This window comes from Pseudomonas sp. 7-41, from assembly GCF_021233075.1.
Taxonomy (GTDB): Bacteria; Pseudomonadota; Gammaproteobacteria; order Pseudomonadales; family Pseudomonadaceae; genus Aquipseudomonas; species Aquipseudomonas veronii.
This window is the reverse complement of record NZ_CP089551.1, coordinates 6,246,804-6,260,861: the sequence shown is the minus strand read 5'-3', so window position 1 is coordinate 6,260,861 and position 14,058 is coordinate 6,246,804. Positions and strand designations below refer to the sequence as shown.

General features: G+C 61.0%; 11 protein-coding genes and 1 tRNA gene. 4 read left to right on the top strand and 8 right to left on the bottom strand.

All coding sequences use genetic code 11. The features are described from left to right. Positions 1-21: 21 nt before the first annotated feature. On the bottom strand, positions 22-891 hold the full coding sequence (locus tag LQ249_RS28605) for a LysR family transcriptional regulator (RefSeq protein WP_232566053.1): 870 nt from the start codon (positions 889-891) through the stop codon (positions 22-24). A gap of 113 nt (positions 892-1,004) precedes the next feature. On the opposite strand from LQ249_RS28605, the gene LQ249_RS28600 reads away from it, so the two are divergent. Beyond that, complete coding sequence (locus LQ249_RS28600) at positions 1,005-1,430, top strand: VOC family protein (protein ID WP_108524955.1); 426 nt, start codon at positions 1,005-1,007, stop codon at positions 1,428-1,430. Between the two features lie 74 nt (positions 1,431-1,504). Here LQ249_RS28600 and LQ249_RS28595 read toward each other — a convergent pair. From LQ249_RS28595 to rpsU, 5 genes are all read right to left on the bottom strand, one after another. Beyond that, positions 1,505-1,581: transfer RNA gene (locus LQ249_RS28595), tRNA-Ile, on the bottom strand. 15 nt (positions 1,582-1,596) lie between these two features. Then, positions 1,597-5,340: an EAL domain-containing protein gene (locus LQ249_RS28590; RefSeq protein ID WP_169863690.1), complete on the bottom strand. Its 3,744-nt coding sequence runs from the start codon at positions 5,338-5,340 to the stop codon at positions 1,597-1,599. A gap of 133 nt (positions 5,341-5,473) precedes the next feature. Further along, positions 5,474-7,324, bottom strand: a complete 1,851-nt coding sequence (rpoD, locus tag LQ249_RS28585; RefSeq protein WP_017847823.1) for an RNA polymerase sigma factor RpoD — start codon at positions 7,322-7,324, stop codon at positions 5,474-5,476. A gap of 67 nt (positions 7,325-7,391) precedes the next feature. Further along, the gene (gene dnaG / locus LQ249_RS28580; RefSeq protein ID WP_057005397.1) at positions 7,392-9,362 is read right to left on the bottom strand and encodes a DNA primase; all 1,971 of its coding nucleotides are present in this window, start codon (positions 9,360-9,362) and stop codon (positions 7,392-7,394) included. 448 nt (positions 9,363-9,810) lie between these two features. Continuing rightward, positions 9,811-10,026 carry a 30S ribosomal protein S21 gene (gene rpsU, locus LQ249_RS28575; protein WP_002551877.1) on the bottom strand — a complete coding sequence of 72 codons (216 nt, stop codon included), beginning with the start codon at positions 10,024-10,026 and terminating at the stop codon, positions 9,811-9,813. Positions 10,027-10,229: 203 nt separating this feature from the next. Here rpsU and tsaD point away from each other — a divergent pair, with 203 nt between their 5' ends. Next, complete coding sequence (gene tsaD / locus LQ249_RS28570) at positions 10,230-11,255, top strand: tRNA (adenosine(37)-N6)-threonylcarbamoyltransferase complex transferase subunit TsaD (RefSeq protein ID WP_017847821.1); 1,026 nt, start codon at positions 10,230-10,232, stop codon at positions 11,253-11,255. Between the two features lie 33 nt (positions 11,256-11,288). Here the strand turns inward: tsaD and plsY are convergent, their stop codons facing one another. Further along, a complete protein-coding gene (gene plsY, locus LQ249_RS28565; RefSeq protein WP_046489144.1) occupies positions 11,289-11,858 on the bottom strand; it encodes a glycerol-3-phosphate 1-O-acyltransferase PlsY in 570 nt (189 codons plus the stop codon). A gap of 72 nt (positions 11,859-11,930) precedes the next feature. Between plsY and folB the strand changes: the two genes are divergently transcribed. Together folB and folK are read left to right on the top strand one after the other, a co-directional pair. Further along, positions 11,931-12,284, top strand: a complete 354-nt coding sequence (gene folB / locus LQ249_RS28560) for a dihydroneopterin aldolase (protein WP_026140135.1) — start codon at positions 11,931-11,933, stop codon at positions 12,282-12,284. Beyond that, a complete protein-coding gene (folK, locus tag LQ249_RS28555) occupies positions 12,275-12,793 on the top strand; it encodes a 2-amino-4-hydroxy-6-hydroxymethyldihydropteridine diphosphokinase (protein ID WP_046381854.1) in 519 nt (172 codons plus the stop codon). Before folB ends, folK begins: the two co-directional genes overlap by 10 nt. On the opposite strand, the gene LQ249_RS28550 is transcribed toward folK, so the two are convergent. Beyond that, entirely contained in the window at positions 12,788-14,017 is a 1,230-nt protein-coding gene (locus LQ249_RS28550) for a multifunctional CCA addition/repair protein (RefSeq protein WP_057005395.1), read from the bottom strand. The two genes, folK and LQ249_RS28550, sit on opposite strands and share 6 nt — an antisense overlap. Positions 14,018-14,058: the final 41 nt, after the last annotated feature.

Genomic DNA, 14,058 nt, shown 5'->3' with positions numbered 1-14,058 from the left:
CGGACGGATAGGGGGCATATGTTACAGGCTTGCGTCAGCCAACAGACAGCGGGCAAACAGTTGCGGCACGGGCAGGTTGCGGTGGTTGTAGCGACTGAGCAGGATGATCTCCCGGTAAAAGGTCAGATGGCCTAGCGGGATAATTCGTACATGGGGCGAGCGTTCGAGCCACAGCCCCGCCTGAGGAATCAGCGACACCCCCAGGCCACACTCGACCATCTTGACGATGGCTTCCAGCTCATCCAACTCTAGCGCCACCTGCACCTCGAGCTTCTGCTCGCGCAGAAACCGGCTGACCAATCGACCGCCAAACGACGCCCGGTCGTAGCGCACATGGGGCTGGCTGCCGAGCAACTGCAAGGGGTCATCGCCCGCCAGTGCATGCGGCACGATCAGCGCAAAAGGCTCCTTGCGCAGCACCTGTACGTGCAGCTCCTTAGGCAAGTCAAAAGGCGGTCGAATGATAATCGCCGAGTCCAGCTCGCCGGCGTCCACCTGGCTCAGCAATTCCAGGGACACGCCGGGCACCAACTTGCATTCCACGGTCGGCGCGGCCTGACGTAACCGGACCAGGGCCTGGGGCAACAACCCGGTCTGTGCAGTGCTGATCGCCCCGACTTTCAGCTCGCCCCGGTATTCATTGGCCTCCACCGGCACTGCCATGCGGTTGAACGTCTCCAGAATCTCCTTGGCCAGCGGCAAGGCGCGAACGCCTGCGGCATTCAGCGTAGCCTGGCGCCCGGTGCGGTCGAACAACGCCACCCCGAGCGCCTGCTCCAGTTGACGAATCTGCGCACTGACCGCCGATTGCGTCAGCCCGATATGCATGCCCGTCGCGGCGAACGTACCGTGGCGCGTTACCGCGATAAAGGTCTTCAATTCACGCAGCATGGGCGCCTCAACTCATCGAAATTATTTGAGCTCGGCGCAAAAACTATCGTCTTTTCATCGCCAGCAGCAAGGCTAAACTCGAGCCTCTCCACGACCCGCAGAGGTTTGACCTGATGACACTGGCACCTTTTCACTTGGCTATTCCGGTATTCGACCTGGCGGCTGCCCGGCATTTCTACGCTGAGGTATTCGGCCTACAAGAGGGCCGCTCCAGCGACCACTGGGTCGACTTCAACTTCTTCGGCCATCAACTGGTGATTCATGAACACCCCAAAACAGCCTCCCAGGCTGCGGCGCACACCAACGCAGTCGACGGCCACGACGTCCCCGTGCCGCATTTCGGCGTGGTATTGAGCTGGGACGACTGGCATGCGCTGGCGGCGCGCTTGCAGGCACGGCAGACCGCGTTCGTGCTGGAACCGCACATTCGCTTCAAAGGCCAAGTGGGGGAGCAGGCGACACTGTTTTTGTTTGACCCCTGCGGAAACGCGTTGGAGTTCAAGGCGTTCCGGGATATCGGGCAGTTGTTTGCGACGTGAGCCTGAGGGCGAGGGCGCTGGCTAAAACGGCAGCGACAGACACACAAAAGCCGCGCAATGCGCGGCTTTGGAGTTGGTGGGCCCACACGGACTTGAACCGTGGACCAAAGGATTATGAGTCCTCTGCTCTGACCAACTGAGCTATAGGCCCTTAACAGGTCGCGGATTATAGCGATGGTTTCTCCGCTGTGCTATCCGAAAAATCCTGAACCCTCATACGAAGAAACGTCGCGGCAAAAAGCTCCGGGGGCAGGGGCAGGCTGACGATGTAGCCTTGCATCTGTTCGCAGCCCTCGGCGGCGAGGAAGGTTTGTTGTGCGGGGGTCTCTACGCCTTCGGCGATGATGGTGAATTGCATGCTGTGGCCCAGGGCAATGATGGCGCGCACGATCGCCACGTCGTGGGGGTCGTCGGGCAGGCCGCGGATGAAGGATTGGTCGATTTTCAGGAAGTCCAGGGGCAGGCGCTTGAGGTAGCTGAGGGATGAATAGCCGGTGCCGAAATCATCGATCGCCAGTTGTACGCCCAGGCGTTTGAGTTGGTGCAGCACGTCCAGCGCTTCTTCGGCCTGGCTCATGATGAAGTTTTCGGTGATCTCCAGTTGCAGGCAGCCGGGTTCGAGGCGGTAATCGCGCAGTAGCTGTTCGATGCGTGACAGCAGGTTGGGCTGGCGCAGTTGTGCGCCGGCGAGGTTGACTGACAGCGGGCCGAAGTGATCGAACACGGTTTGCCAGGCGTGCATTTGTTGGCAGGCCTGTTCCAGGACCCAATCGCCGATCTGCAGGATCATGCCGTTCTCTTCGGCCAGGGCGATGAAGTGTTCGGGCGGTACGTCGCCGAAGGTCGGGTGGTGCCAGCGGATCAGCGCTTCGGCGCCGATCAGTTCCTGGGTCTCCAGGCTCCGTTTGGGTTGGTAATACAGGCTCAGCTCATCGCGTTCGATGGCCCGGCGCAGTTCATGTTCCAGCGCCACGCGTTCTTTGGCCTGGGCGGTCAGGTCGCGGGTGTAGCCTTCGACGCGGTTGCGGCCCTTGGCCTTGGAGCGGTACATCGCGGCGTCGGCGTTTTTGACCAGGGTGGCGACGTCCATGCCGTCCTGGGGGTACAGGCTGGTGCCGATGCTGGCGCTGATAAAAAACTCGTGCTCACCCGCCTGGAACGGCGGGGTGAAGCAGGCCAGCAGTTTATTGGCCAGGTGCTGGGCGTCGCTGGCTTGCTGCAGGCCGGGCAGGAGGATGATGAATTCGTCGCCGCCCAGGCGGGCGACGGTGTCGATGTCGCGCAGTTGCTCCTTGAGGCGCACGGCGATGTTCTGGAGCAGCAGATCGCCGATCGGGTGGCCGAGGCTGTCGTTGATGTGTTTGAAGCGATCCAGGTCGAGGAACAGCACGGCGCCCTGGTGGCCGCTCTCCTGTTGATTGTTGAGCGCGGCCTGTAGCCGGTTTTCAAACAGGGTGCGGTTGGGCAGGCCGGTCAGCGGGTCGTGATGGGCCTGGTAGTCGAGGCGGGCCTGGGCGTGTTTGAGGCTGGAGATGTCGGCAAACACCGCGACGAAGTGCGTGATCGCCTGGTCGCGGTTGCGCACGGCGCTGATGGTCAGCCAACTGGGGTAGACCTCGCCATTCTTGCGACGGTTGGAGATCTCGCCCTGCCAATGCCCGTGAGTGGTCAACTGGTGCCACATCGCGGCATAGAATGCGCTGTCATGCAGGCCGGAGGCGAGCAGGCGCGGGGTGTGGCCGAGGGCTTCGGCTTCGCTGTAGCCGGTGATCTCGCTGAAGGCGCGGTTCACGGCGCTGATGTTTTGCCGGGTGTCGGTGATCAACACGCCTTCGGCGGTGCTTTCGAAGACGGTAGCGGCCTGTTGCAGTTTTTCCTGCATCTGTTGGCGCTCGGTAATGTCCCGAGCGATGGTCAGCATGCAGTCGTCATCGCCGATGGGCAGCGGACGGCTGGACAACTCGCAGAGCCGGATCTGCCCGTCGCTGCGGCGGATATGGCAGATGAAATCGCGGACAAACCCGTCGCGTTGCAGCAGCTCCAGCATGTGTTTGCGTTCGTTGAGGTCGACCCAGATGCCCAGGTCCAGGGTCGACTGGTCGAGGGAACTCACGCTGGCGATGCCGGTAATGCGGCTGAACCCTTCGTTGACCTCGATCAGTTGGCCATCGCTCTGACGGCTCAAAAGCAAACCGTCGGGCGAGGCATGGAAGGCCTTGGCGAATTTCTCTTCGGAGGTTTGCAGCTGTTGCTGGGTTTCCTTGAGCTGGGTGATGTCTCGCACCACAACTACCAGGGCTTCGGTCGTGTCGAGTTGGAACGGTTCGGCGGAAATCAGCCCGGTAAAGGCTTGGCCGTTGCTGCGCAGAAAGCGCATTTCCAGGTTGCGGATGCTGGTGGTCTGCAGCCGTTGCAGCAGGTCCGGGCCGATGCCCGGGATACCCCAGATATTCAGCGAAGTAGCGGTTTTACCGATCACGTCTTCGGCCTTCAGGCCCACCTGGTCCTCAAACGCTTTGTTGACCTCCAACAGGCAGCCGTCGGACATTCGTGCGATCACCAGAATGTCTGGGCACTGTTGGAACACCGAGGCAAATTTTTGCTCGGACAATTGCAGCGCCTCTTCCGTGCGCTTGGCGTCACTGATGTCGATCATCAAGCCACGGAGTACCGGTTCATGGCCGTGTTCGATCAGGCTGACAATGTCGCGTACCCACAGGCAACGGCCGTCGGCGGTGATCACCCGGTAATCGACGCTGTGATCACGGCTGGCGCGGGTTTCGCGGTAGCAATAGGCTTCGGTGCGCGTCAGGTCGGCGGGGTGAATGATGCTGCGCCAGAAGCCTGGAATCAGCCAATGGGCGCGGGGGTAACCGAGCAGTTCTTCGGCATGCGGAGACACGTAACTGTAGGTGAAATCACTAATGCTGGCTTCCCAGGCAATGGCGGACAAGCTCTCCACCAGGCCGCGATAGTGATATTCGCTGCTGCGCAGTTCCTGCTCGAGGGCGACGCGGCGGGAAATTTCCGAACTGAGCCGACGATTGATCCGAATCACGACGACCAATACGCTGCTCAGCAGCAGTATCGTGGGCAGGCCATACGTCAGCAGATCCGTCCAGAACGTGTGGTGATCGGTGAGGCTGCCGACCCAGTGTCGCTGGATCGCTTGCGTTTCGTCCGGGCTGAGGTCAGCGAGGACCTTGTCCAGAATCCCTACCAGCATTTTGTTTTCACGAGGCACGCCCATCGCCAGTTGGTAGCGGTAGGGCGTTTCACCGCTGACGTACAAGCCATCGAGCTTGAGTTGGCGCAGGCTCCATACGCTCGAAGCCAGGTCGCCGACTACTGCGTCCACTTCATCGGTGGCCAGCGCCTGCAGGGTCGAGCTGACATTCGGCAAGGCCACCAGGTTGAGGTCGGGGTGGTGGGTGCGCAGCAATTCATGGGGCGCGTAGTTCTCCACCACGGCAATCTTCAACCCATAGAGGTCCTTCAGGTTGTGCGGTTGCGCACCGCCTTCATGGGCGAGGATGACGATGGGGAAGTCCAGGTAAGGCCGCGTGAACGCCATGTAGGCCTGGCGCTCGGGGGTGGACATGATGCCCGGCAGCAGGTCGAGCTGGTTGTTGCGGGCCTGTTCGAGGACGGCGCTCCAGTTCACCGGCTCGATCAGCTTGATCCGGACGCCCAGGCGGTCTTGGATCAGGCGCACGTAATCCGCCGCCAAGCCTTGGTAGCGTCCGTTCTCGTCGCGGTATTCGAAGGGCGGCCAGGAGGCATCCACCCCCAGGCGCAGCTCCTGATGGTCCGCCAACCAGCCACGCTCATCCTCCGTGAGAGTCAAGGCGCCAGCCGTTGCGGTCCAGGTCAGCAGCGACAGCAAAAGCACGGTCGGCAATCTGGGCATAACGGTCTCGTTATGGCACGGGGAATGTTTCGAGTGTAGACGGGCATTGCGGGGGAGGGAGGGCGCGGCGGTGAATCTATAAAAAGTAATCGGTAGAAAGCAAAACCCCCGGCCTGGGCCGGGGGTTCTGGGATCACTCGTCGAGGAAGGAGCGCAGATGCTCGCTTCGCGTCGGGTGACGCAACTTGCGCAGCGCCTTGGCTTCGATCTGACGAATCCGCTCGCGGGTCACGTCAAACTGTTTACCGACTTCCTCAAGGGTGTGGTCGGTATTCATGTCGATGCCGAAACGCATGCGCAGTACCTTGGCTTCACGGGCAGTGAGGCCGGACAGTACGTCGCGGGTCGCTTCTTTAAGGCTCTCAACGGTGGCTACATCGATTGGCGACTGCATGGTCGAGTCTTCGATGAAGTCGCCCAGATGGGAGTCTTCGTCATCACCGATCGGGGTTTCCATGGAGATCGGCTCTTTAGCGATCTTCAATACCTTGCGGATTTTATCCTCAGGCATTTCCATGCGTTCGCCCAGCTCTTCCGGGGTCGGTTCGCGACCCATTTCCTGCAACATCTGCCGGGAAATACGGTTGAGCTTGTTGATCGTCTCGATCATGTGCACCGGAATACGGATGGTGCGGGCCTGGTCGGCGATCGAGCGAGTGATCGCCTGACGGATCCACCAGGTGGCATAAGTCGAGAACTTGTAGCCGCGACGGTATTCGAACTTGTCCACCGCCTTCATCAAGCCGATGTTGCCTTCCTGGATCAGATCGAGGAATTGCAGGCCACGGTTGGTGTACTTCTTGGCAATGGAGATCACCAGACGCAAGTTCGCTTCAACCATCTCTTTCTTCGCGCGGCGGGCCTTGGCCTCACCGATCGACATGCGACGGTTGATGTCCTTGATCTCGGCAATCGTCAGACCGGTTTCGGTCTGAAGTGCGGTCAGCTTCTGCTGGCAACGAATGATATCGGGCTGCAGGCGACCAATGGCTTCGGCGTATTTCGCCTTGCCTTTGGCCAGAGCGTCGGTCCAGCTTTCGTCAACTTCGTTGCCCGGGAACTGGCGCAGGAAGTCGGTACGCGGCATGCGCGCATCACGCACACAGAGCTGCATGATCGCCCGCTCTTGTGCGCGCAGACGCTCAAGGGCGCTACGAACACGCTCGACCAGGCCTTCGAATTGCTTCGGCACCAGCTTGATCGGCATGAACAGCTCAGCCAGCGCCACCAGCTCGGCAATTGCCAGCTTGTTGGAGCGACCGTGCTTTTTCAGGGCCTTGCGGGTGATTTCCATTTGATCGGAAACCGCACCGAAACGCTGGGCAGCGATGATCGGGTCTGGACCGCTTTCGACTTCATCTTCGTCGTCGGTGCTGGCTTCGGCATCGTCGTCTTCGGCATCGTCGTCCGCTTTCACGGCTTTCGGGTCGACAGGCGGCGGCACTTCGGCAGCAGGTGGCGCAATGCCGTCGTCCGGGTCGATATAACCGCTCAGGACGTCGGACAGGCGGCCACCTTCGGTGGTGACGCGAGTGTACTCGGAGAGAATGTGGTCAACCGTGCCAGGGAAGTGCGCAATTGCGCCCATCACTTCACGGATACCCTCTTCAATACGCTTGGCGATTTCGATTTCGCCTTCGCGTGTCAGCAACTCGACGGTACCCATTTCACGCATATACATGCGTACAGGGTCAGTCGTGCGACCGATGTCGGTCTCCACCGCGGCCAACGCGGCAGCGGCTTCTTCAGCGGCTGCCTCGTCGGTATCGGCGTCGGCCAACATAAGGGCGTCCGCATCCGGAGCACTCTCGTGTACGGGGATCCCCATGTCGTTGATCATGCGGATGATGTCTTCCACCTGCTCTGGATCTGAAATATCCTCAGGCAGGTGATCGTTGACCTCTGCGTAAGTCAGATACTTCTGCTCACGACCCAGGGTGATCAACTCTTTGATACGAGACTGCTGTTGCGCTTTTCCGGACATAACACCCTATCCACTGAAGGTCTTGGCGGGCAAAAAACAAGCCGAGGATTATACCCGAGCTATGACCTCACGCGCCAGCTGAGGTCGGGTTTGATGCGGAAACATTCTGTTTTAAGAGGTCACGCATCTGTTTTGCTATCTGAATTTGCTCTTCAGCCGATAATCCCGGCTGCCTCGCTCTCTTGATGAGTTCATCGAGGGTCTGCGTGTGCTGACCCGCGGATAACCTAGTAATGGTGTCTAAAAACTGTTGTTCAAGGTTATCGCCGTCAATTAGCCACTCCTTTTCTGCGAGTGCTTTCAACAACCGCCCTTGTTCGGTGCCATGCCAGCGAGCCATCAGCTGAATGGAGTTTAGCTTAGGATTTTTCTGCACCGCCTCGATCAGCGCGATCAGTACCTGGGCATAGGTATTGCTCTCGTTGGCAAAGTGCTCGGCACTCTCGACCTTGCCCGCCAATTGCGGATGGTGGATGAGCGTGCGCAGGGCAATCAGCGTCGGCGCCTCTACGGCCACCGGGGTGCGCGGGGCGTAGGCCTCGTCGCGGTCACCACGCTTGCCGTTTTTGTTCCAGGGCTTCTTGTCCCATTTCTTGCCGCCGGCGCCGGGCTTTTTCGGTGTCCACTCCTGCTGGGGCGTGTAGGCCTCCTGCGGTTGGTGGAAGTCGGAATAGTCCGGCATGGCGTCGTAATCCATGCCTGGGTCGTAGGCCGGCGGCGCATCTTGCGGTGCGCTGTGGACCAGCTGGCTGACCGCTTCGCCGCTCAGTCCGGTGATTTCCAGCAGGCGGTGACGCATCAGGGTGCGCAGGTTCGCGCCCGGCACTTTGTCGATCAGCGGCGCCGCGAGGGTGGCCATGTGCGCCTTGCCTTCGAGGGAGCGCGGGTCGGCTTCTTCGGTCAGTTGCTGGAAGAAATAGTCCGCCAGCGGCTGCGCATGCTGGTTGATGCGCGCGCGGAAGGCGTCGGTGCCTTCGGAGCGGACCAGGGTGTCCGGGTCTTCGCCTTCGGGCAGGAACAAGAAGCGTGCGCGGCGCCCGTCCTGCAGGCACGGCAGCGTGGCTTCGAGGGCGCGCCAGGCAGCGTTGCGGCCGGCCTGGTCGCCGTCGAAGCAGAACAGCACGCTGGGCACTACGCGGAACAGGCGCTTCAAGTGTTCTTCGCTGGTGGCGGTGCCCAGGGTCGCCACGGCATTGCGCAGGCCTTGCTGGGCGAGGGCGATCACGTCCATATAGCCTTCAACCACGATGATTTCGTCGAGGTTGCGGTTGTTCTTGCGCGCTTCGAACAGGCCATAGAGTTCCTGGCCCTTGTGAAACACTGCGGTTTCCGGCGAGTTGAGGTACTTGGGCTTGTCGTCCCCGAGCACCCGGCCACCGAAGGCGATGATCCGGCCACGGCTGTCGCGGATCGGGAACATCACGCGGTCGCGGAAGCGGTCGTAGCGCTTGCCGGTCTCGGCGTTTTCCACCAGCAGGCCGGCGTCGATCATGGCTTTTTGCTGGAGGGTGTCGCTGCTCAGGTGTTTGTACAGGTTGTCCCAGCCCGGCGGGGCGAAGCCCAGGCCGAAGTCGCGGGCGATTTCGCCGGTGAGGCCGCGCCCCTTGAGGTAGTCGACGGCGGCCTTGCGCTGCGGATGGCTCTTGAGCGCCTGGCGATAAAAGTCGGCGGCGGCGGTCAGCAGCGGGTACAGCGGCGAATCGGTGGGTTGCCGCGGTTTGTGCGGGCGGCCGCTTTCTTCGCGGGGGATTTCCATGCCGGCGGCTTTGGCCAGTTCCTCGACGGCCTGGGGGAAGTCCAGGTTGTCGTGGTCCATGATAAAGCCGAGGGCGTTGCCGCCCGCGCCGCAGCCGAAGCAGTAGTAGAACTGCTTGTCGGGGCTGACGCTGAACGACGGGGTCTTTTCCTTGTGGAACGGGCAGCAGGCGGTGTAGTTCTTGCCCGCCTTCTTCATTTGCAGGCGCGAGCTGACTACATCGACGATGTCGGTGCGGTTCAGAAGGTCGTCAATAAAGCTCTGGGGAATCAGCCCGGCCATGGCGTTCTCGTCATCACTGCGTGGAAATGAGGGCCCGTGAAGTGCTCAAGCGCACGTATCGTATGGCTCGACCATCAATCGTCTGCTTGGGCTGTCAGGAAGTGTATCTGCCGAACATCCACTGACGTTAATTTCTACTCAGTCTGTTCGGCGAAGAAATGTTGCCCCGGCGTCCGGTCTTGGCCAATGGCGGGCCTCGGAAGCGCATCGATGGGCACAGCCGACACAGTCGATCGTCTGCTTGAAGAAATAAGTGTGCTCGTCAGTAGCCTTGTTAGACTCGTCAGAAGAGACGCGCACCGCTGGCAGAAGAGCCAGTCCTGACGTGTGAAGCAGTGTCTCGGTCGCATGGGCGGCGTCGACGGTGAAGCATCAAGCGATATCCGCAAATGCCAACAGCCCGGCTTAGGGCCGGGCTTGGCAGAAGCTTGCTACGAACGTCTGTGTATTAGTACAGACGAACGGCGCGGCGCTGCTCGCGCTGAACTTTCTTGGCGTGACGCTTAACAGCGGCTGCTGCTTTACGCTTACGCTCAGAAGTTGGCTTCTCGTAAAATTCGCGGCTACGAACTTCAGCCAGAACACCGGCTTTTTCGCAGGAGCGCTTGAAACGACGCAGAGCTACGTCGAAGGGTTCGTTCTCTTTTACTTTGACGGCTGGCATCCAGAGCTACCTTCTTTCATTACCGGGAATCAACGTTCTCGTCGCAAAAAATTCGCGGCTGAGGTCGTCGGTTTTTAAGGGTTGCGGATGTTAACCCCTCATTGCCAGGAATGCAAAGCCTCTGATCGAAAACCGCTAGTCGGGAGGGGGAGTGGCGACTATTATGCGCGCCTTCGAATTCAGCCTCTACAAGGCGCAAACCCATGCTAGTACTGGGACTTGAAACCTCCTGCGACGAAACCGGTGTCGCACTTTACGACAGTGAACGCGGGCTTTTGGCCGATGCGCTGTTCAGTCAGATCGACTTGCATCGCGCCTATGGCGGCGTGGTGCCGGAGCTTGCCAGCCGTGATCACGTCAAACGCATGCTGCCGTTGATTCGGCAGGTGCTGGACGAGGCCGGCTGTGTGCCGACCGAGATCGATGCGATCGCCTACACCGCCGGCCCCGGATTGGTCGGAGCCCTTCTGGTTGGGGCTTCTTGCGCCCAGGCGCTGGCATTTGCCTGGGACATTCCGGCCCTCGGCGTACACCATATGGAAGGCCATTTGCTGGCGCCGATGCTGGAAAAAACACCGCCGCAGTTCCCGTTCGTCGCTTTGTTGGTTTCGGGTGGCCATACGCAGCTGGTTCAGGTCGATGGGATCGGTCAATACACGCTATTGGGCGAGTCGCTGGACGATGCCGCCGGTGAGGCGTTCGACAAGACCGCGAAGATGATGGGCCTCAATTATCCCGGCGGTCCGGAAATCGCGCGCCTGGCCGAAAAAGGCGTCGCCGGTCGCTATACCTTCCCGCGTCCGATGTGTGATCGCCCGGGGCTGATGTTCAGCTTCAGCGGTTTGAAGACCTCTGCCCTGAATACCTGGCAGCACAGCGTCAGCGCCGGGGACGACAGTGAGCAAGCCCGTTGCGACATCGCGCTGGCGTTCCAGCAGGCGGTGGTGGAGACTTTGACCATCAAGTGCAAGCGCGCCCTGAAACAGGCGGGCATGCAGCGCCTGGTGATCGCAGGCGGCGTCAGCGCCAACAAGGCCTTGCGCGCATCCTTGGAAAAAATGCTCGGCGACATGAAGGGTGATGTGTTCTATGCGCGCCCTGAATTCTGCACCGACAACGGCGCGATGATCGCTTATGCCGGTTGCCAGCGCCTGCAGGCCGGGCAGCACGAAAGCCTGGCGATCAGCGTGCAGGCACGCTGGCCGATGGAGCAGTTGTCACCGTTGTAGGCGCTCAAGGTGAGCGGAATTCATCGGCCGGATTTAAAAATGCCGTTCGCGCCCGGCAAACAGGTCGCGTAAATTGCCGCGATGGCGCCAGACGATCAGCAGGGTCAGCACACTCATCGGCAACAGCGCCGCCGGTTCCTGCCAGGCCAGCAACGGCAGGGTGAGCGGCGTGGCGATCAGCGCGGCCAGCGAGCTGGTGCGGGTCAGGTAGAAGGTCAGCAGCCAAGCGAGCATGGCCAGCAGCGCCGCCGGAGGGTAGATCCCCAGCAGCATGCCGGCCGCCGTGGCGACACCCTTGCCGCCGCGAAAACGGAAGTACAACGGAAACAGATGGCCGAGGACGGCGCACACGCCAATCCAGGCTTGCTGTTGCAGAGTAAGGCCGGCAAGGCTGGCGATCAGTACGGGCAACAGGCCCTTGCACACGTCGCCCAGCAGCGTCAGCACGGCGAGCTTCTTGCCGGCCAGGCGCAGCATGTTGGTGGCGCCGGCATTGCCTGAGCCACCCATTCGCGGGTCGGGATTTCCCGTCAGGCGGCTGAGCAAAATGGCGAAGGACAGCGAGCCGAGCAGGTAGGCGAAAATCGCCAGTGACCAAAACATGCTAACTATTCCGGGCGAGGACGCCCTGATTCTAACGGGGCATCGCGCCCTTGTCGTGCTGCGGAGAAGAGCTTGGACAGAGTGTTTATCGAAGGCCTGGAAGTCGACACCGTGATCGGGGCCTACGACTGGGAGCGCGGCATCAAGCAATGCTTGCGCCTGGACCTGAGTTTCGCCTGGGACAACCGCCCGGCCGCTGCGGGTGACGACCTCACCCTGGCACTGGATTACGCCAGTGTATCCGCGCGTATCCAGGCCTTTGCCGAGCAGTCGCAGTACCAGTTGGTGGAAACCTTTGCCGAGCGTCTGGCCGAAGTGCTGATGAGCGAGTTCCAGATTCCCTGGCTGCACCTCAAGTTGACCAAGCCGGGGGCCGTGCCGGCCGCCAAGGGCGTGGGCGTGGAGATCGAGCGCGGATGTCGCTAACTCAGGTTTACCTTGGTCTTGGCAGCAATATCGAGCGCGAGCCCCATCTATGCGCGGGCCTGGATGCACTCGCGGGCTTCTTGATCGACATGCGCTGCTCGGCGGTGTTCGAGAGCCAGCCGGTGGGCATCAAGAGCGGGCTGTTCTTCAATCTGGTGGTGTCGGCCTATACCGACCTGTCGTTGATGGAGCTGGATCGCCGGCTGAAATCCATCGAGGCCGACAATGGCCGTTACGCGCCGGATCGCAAGGGCCTGCCGCTGGATATCGACGTGCTGCTGTATGGCGATCTGGTGGGCAACTTCGATGGCCTGATCCTGCCGCGTGCAGAAATCCTGAAAAACGCCTTCGTGCTGTGGCCGTTGTCGATGATGGCGCCGGATCGTGTACATCCTGAAGTGGGCAAGACGCTGGCTGAGCTGTGGCGGGATGCACAGATCGATCAGGTGCTGGCGCCCGTCGGATTCGAATGGCGGGGCCAGCAACTGACGCCGAGCGCGCTGCTATAGGGCGTGCTGTTCCTTGTAGGCTTTCAAGGTCTTGAGCCGTTCGCGCTTCAGGGCCTCGCCCAGTTCGGGGCCCTTGAAACCCTTCTCCAGCAACGGCGCCACCGCGACCTCGCGCGCGGCCTTTGCGGCGCCGCGCAAATAATCTGCCTGTGGATAACTGCGTTGTTCCAAGCCCTTGCGGCCGCGGGCGTCCATTTCGCAGGCGACCACGAACTCTTCAAAGCGCTGCGGCCGCCGGTAAACGTCAAAACTCTGCAGCAACTCCAGCAATGTCGAGGCTTTAAGCTCCAGGGCACGATGACCATGGGTGTGGTATTGGCCCACCAACAGCGCCAGTTCCTGGCAGTCCCTCGGCGCCTTGAAGCGTTCATTGACCGCCTTGATCAGCTTCAGGCCGCGCTGCTCATGGGCAATATGCTGTGGCAACTTATCCACAGGCGTCAGGCCTTTGCCGACGTCATGCAGCAGGCAGGCCCAGCGTACTGTCAGCGGCTGGTGATGCAAAGCGGCCTGTTCGAGCACGCTCAAGGTGTGAACGCCGCTGTCGATCTCGGGGTGATGGGCTGCGGGCTGCGGCACGCCGAACAGGGCATCGACTTCCGGCATCAAGGTGTTCAGTGCGGCGCAATCGCGCAGCACCTGGATGAATACCTGGGGCTGATCTTCCATCAGGGCACGGGAAATTTCCTTCCAGCTGCGCTCCGGCGTCAGGGCTTCGAGTTCACCGGATTCGCTGAGTTGACGCATCAGGTCCAGGGTTTGCGGCGCCACTGTAAAACCCAGGTGGGCGTAGCGCGCAGCAAAGCGCGCAACCCGCAATACGCGCAGGGGATCTTCGGCGAACGCCGGGGAAACGTGGCGTAAAATGCGGGCTTCAAGGTCGCGCTGGCCGTGATAGGGGTCGGTCAGCCTGCCGTCGTCGTCCTCTGCCATGGCGTTGATGGTCAGGTCGCGGCGGATCAGGTCTTCTTCCAGCGTGACGTCCGGGCTGGCGTGAAACACAAAGCCGCCATAGCCCCGGCCACTCTTGCGCTCGGTACGGGCGAGGGCGTATTCGTCGCCGTTTTTCGGGTCGAGGAATACCGGGAAGTCCGCGCCCACCGGTTTATAGCCCTTGGCGAGCATTTCCTCGGCCGTTGCGCCGACGACGACACGGTCGATATCGGTGACCTTGATGCCCAGAAGGCGGTCACGCACCGCGCCGCCGACTTTGTAGATTTTCATGAAAAAGCCTCCATTAGCCGCACAGGATAACGCCTGTGCCC

Coding starts and splice junctions, on each gene's coding strand:
- LQ249_RS28605 (WP_232566053.1), bottom strand. CDS start 891: ATGCTGCGTGAATTGAAGACCTTTATCGCGGTAACGCGCCACGGTACG.
- LQ249_RS28600 (WP_108524955.1), top strand. CDS start 1,005: ATGACACTGGCACCTTTTCACTTGGCTATTCCGGTATTCGACCTGGCG.
- LQ249_RS28590 (WP_169863690.1), bottom strand. CDS start 5,340: ATGCCCAGATTGCCGACCGTGCTTTTGCTGTCGCTGCTGACCTGGACC.
- rpoD (WP_017847823.1), bottom strand. CDS start 7,324: ATGTCCGGAAAAGCGCAACAGCAGTCTCGTATCAAAGAGTTGATCACC.
- dnaG (WP_057005397.1), bottom strand. CDS start 9,362: ATGGCCGGGCTGATTCCCCAGAGCTTTATTGACGACCTTCTGAACCGC.
- rpsU (WP_002551877.1), bottom strand. CDS start 10,026: ATGCCAGCCGTCAAAGTAAAAGAGAACGAACCCTTCGACGTAGCTCTG.
- tsaD (WP_017847821.1), top strand. CDS start 10,230: ATGCTAGTACTGGGACTTGAAACCTCCTGCGACGAAACCGGTGTCGCA.
- plsY (WP_046489144.1), bottom strand. CDS start 11,858: ATGTTTTGGTCACTGGCGATTTTCGCCTACCTGCTCGGCTCGCTGTCC.
- folK (WP_046381854.1), top strand. CDS start 12,275: ATGTCGCTAACTCAGGTTTACCTTGGTCTTGGCAGCAATATCGAGCGC.
- LQ249_RS28550 (WP_057005395.1), bottom strand. CDS start 14,017: ATGAAAATCTACAAAGTCGGCGGCGCGGTGCGTGACCGCCTTCTGGGC.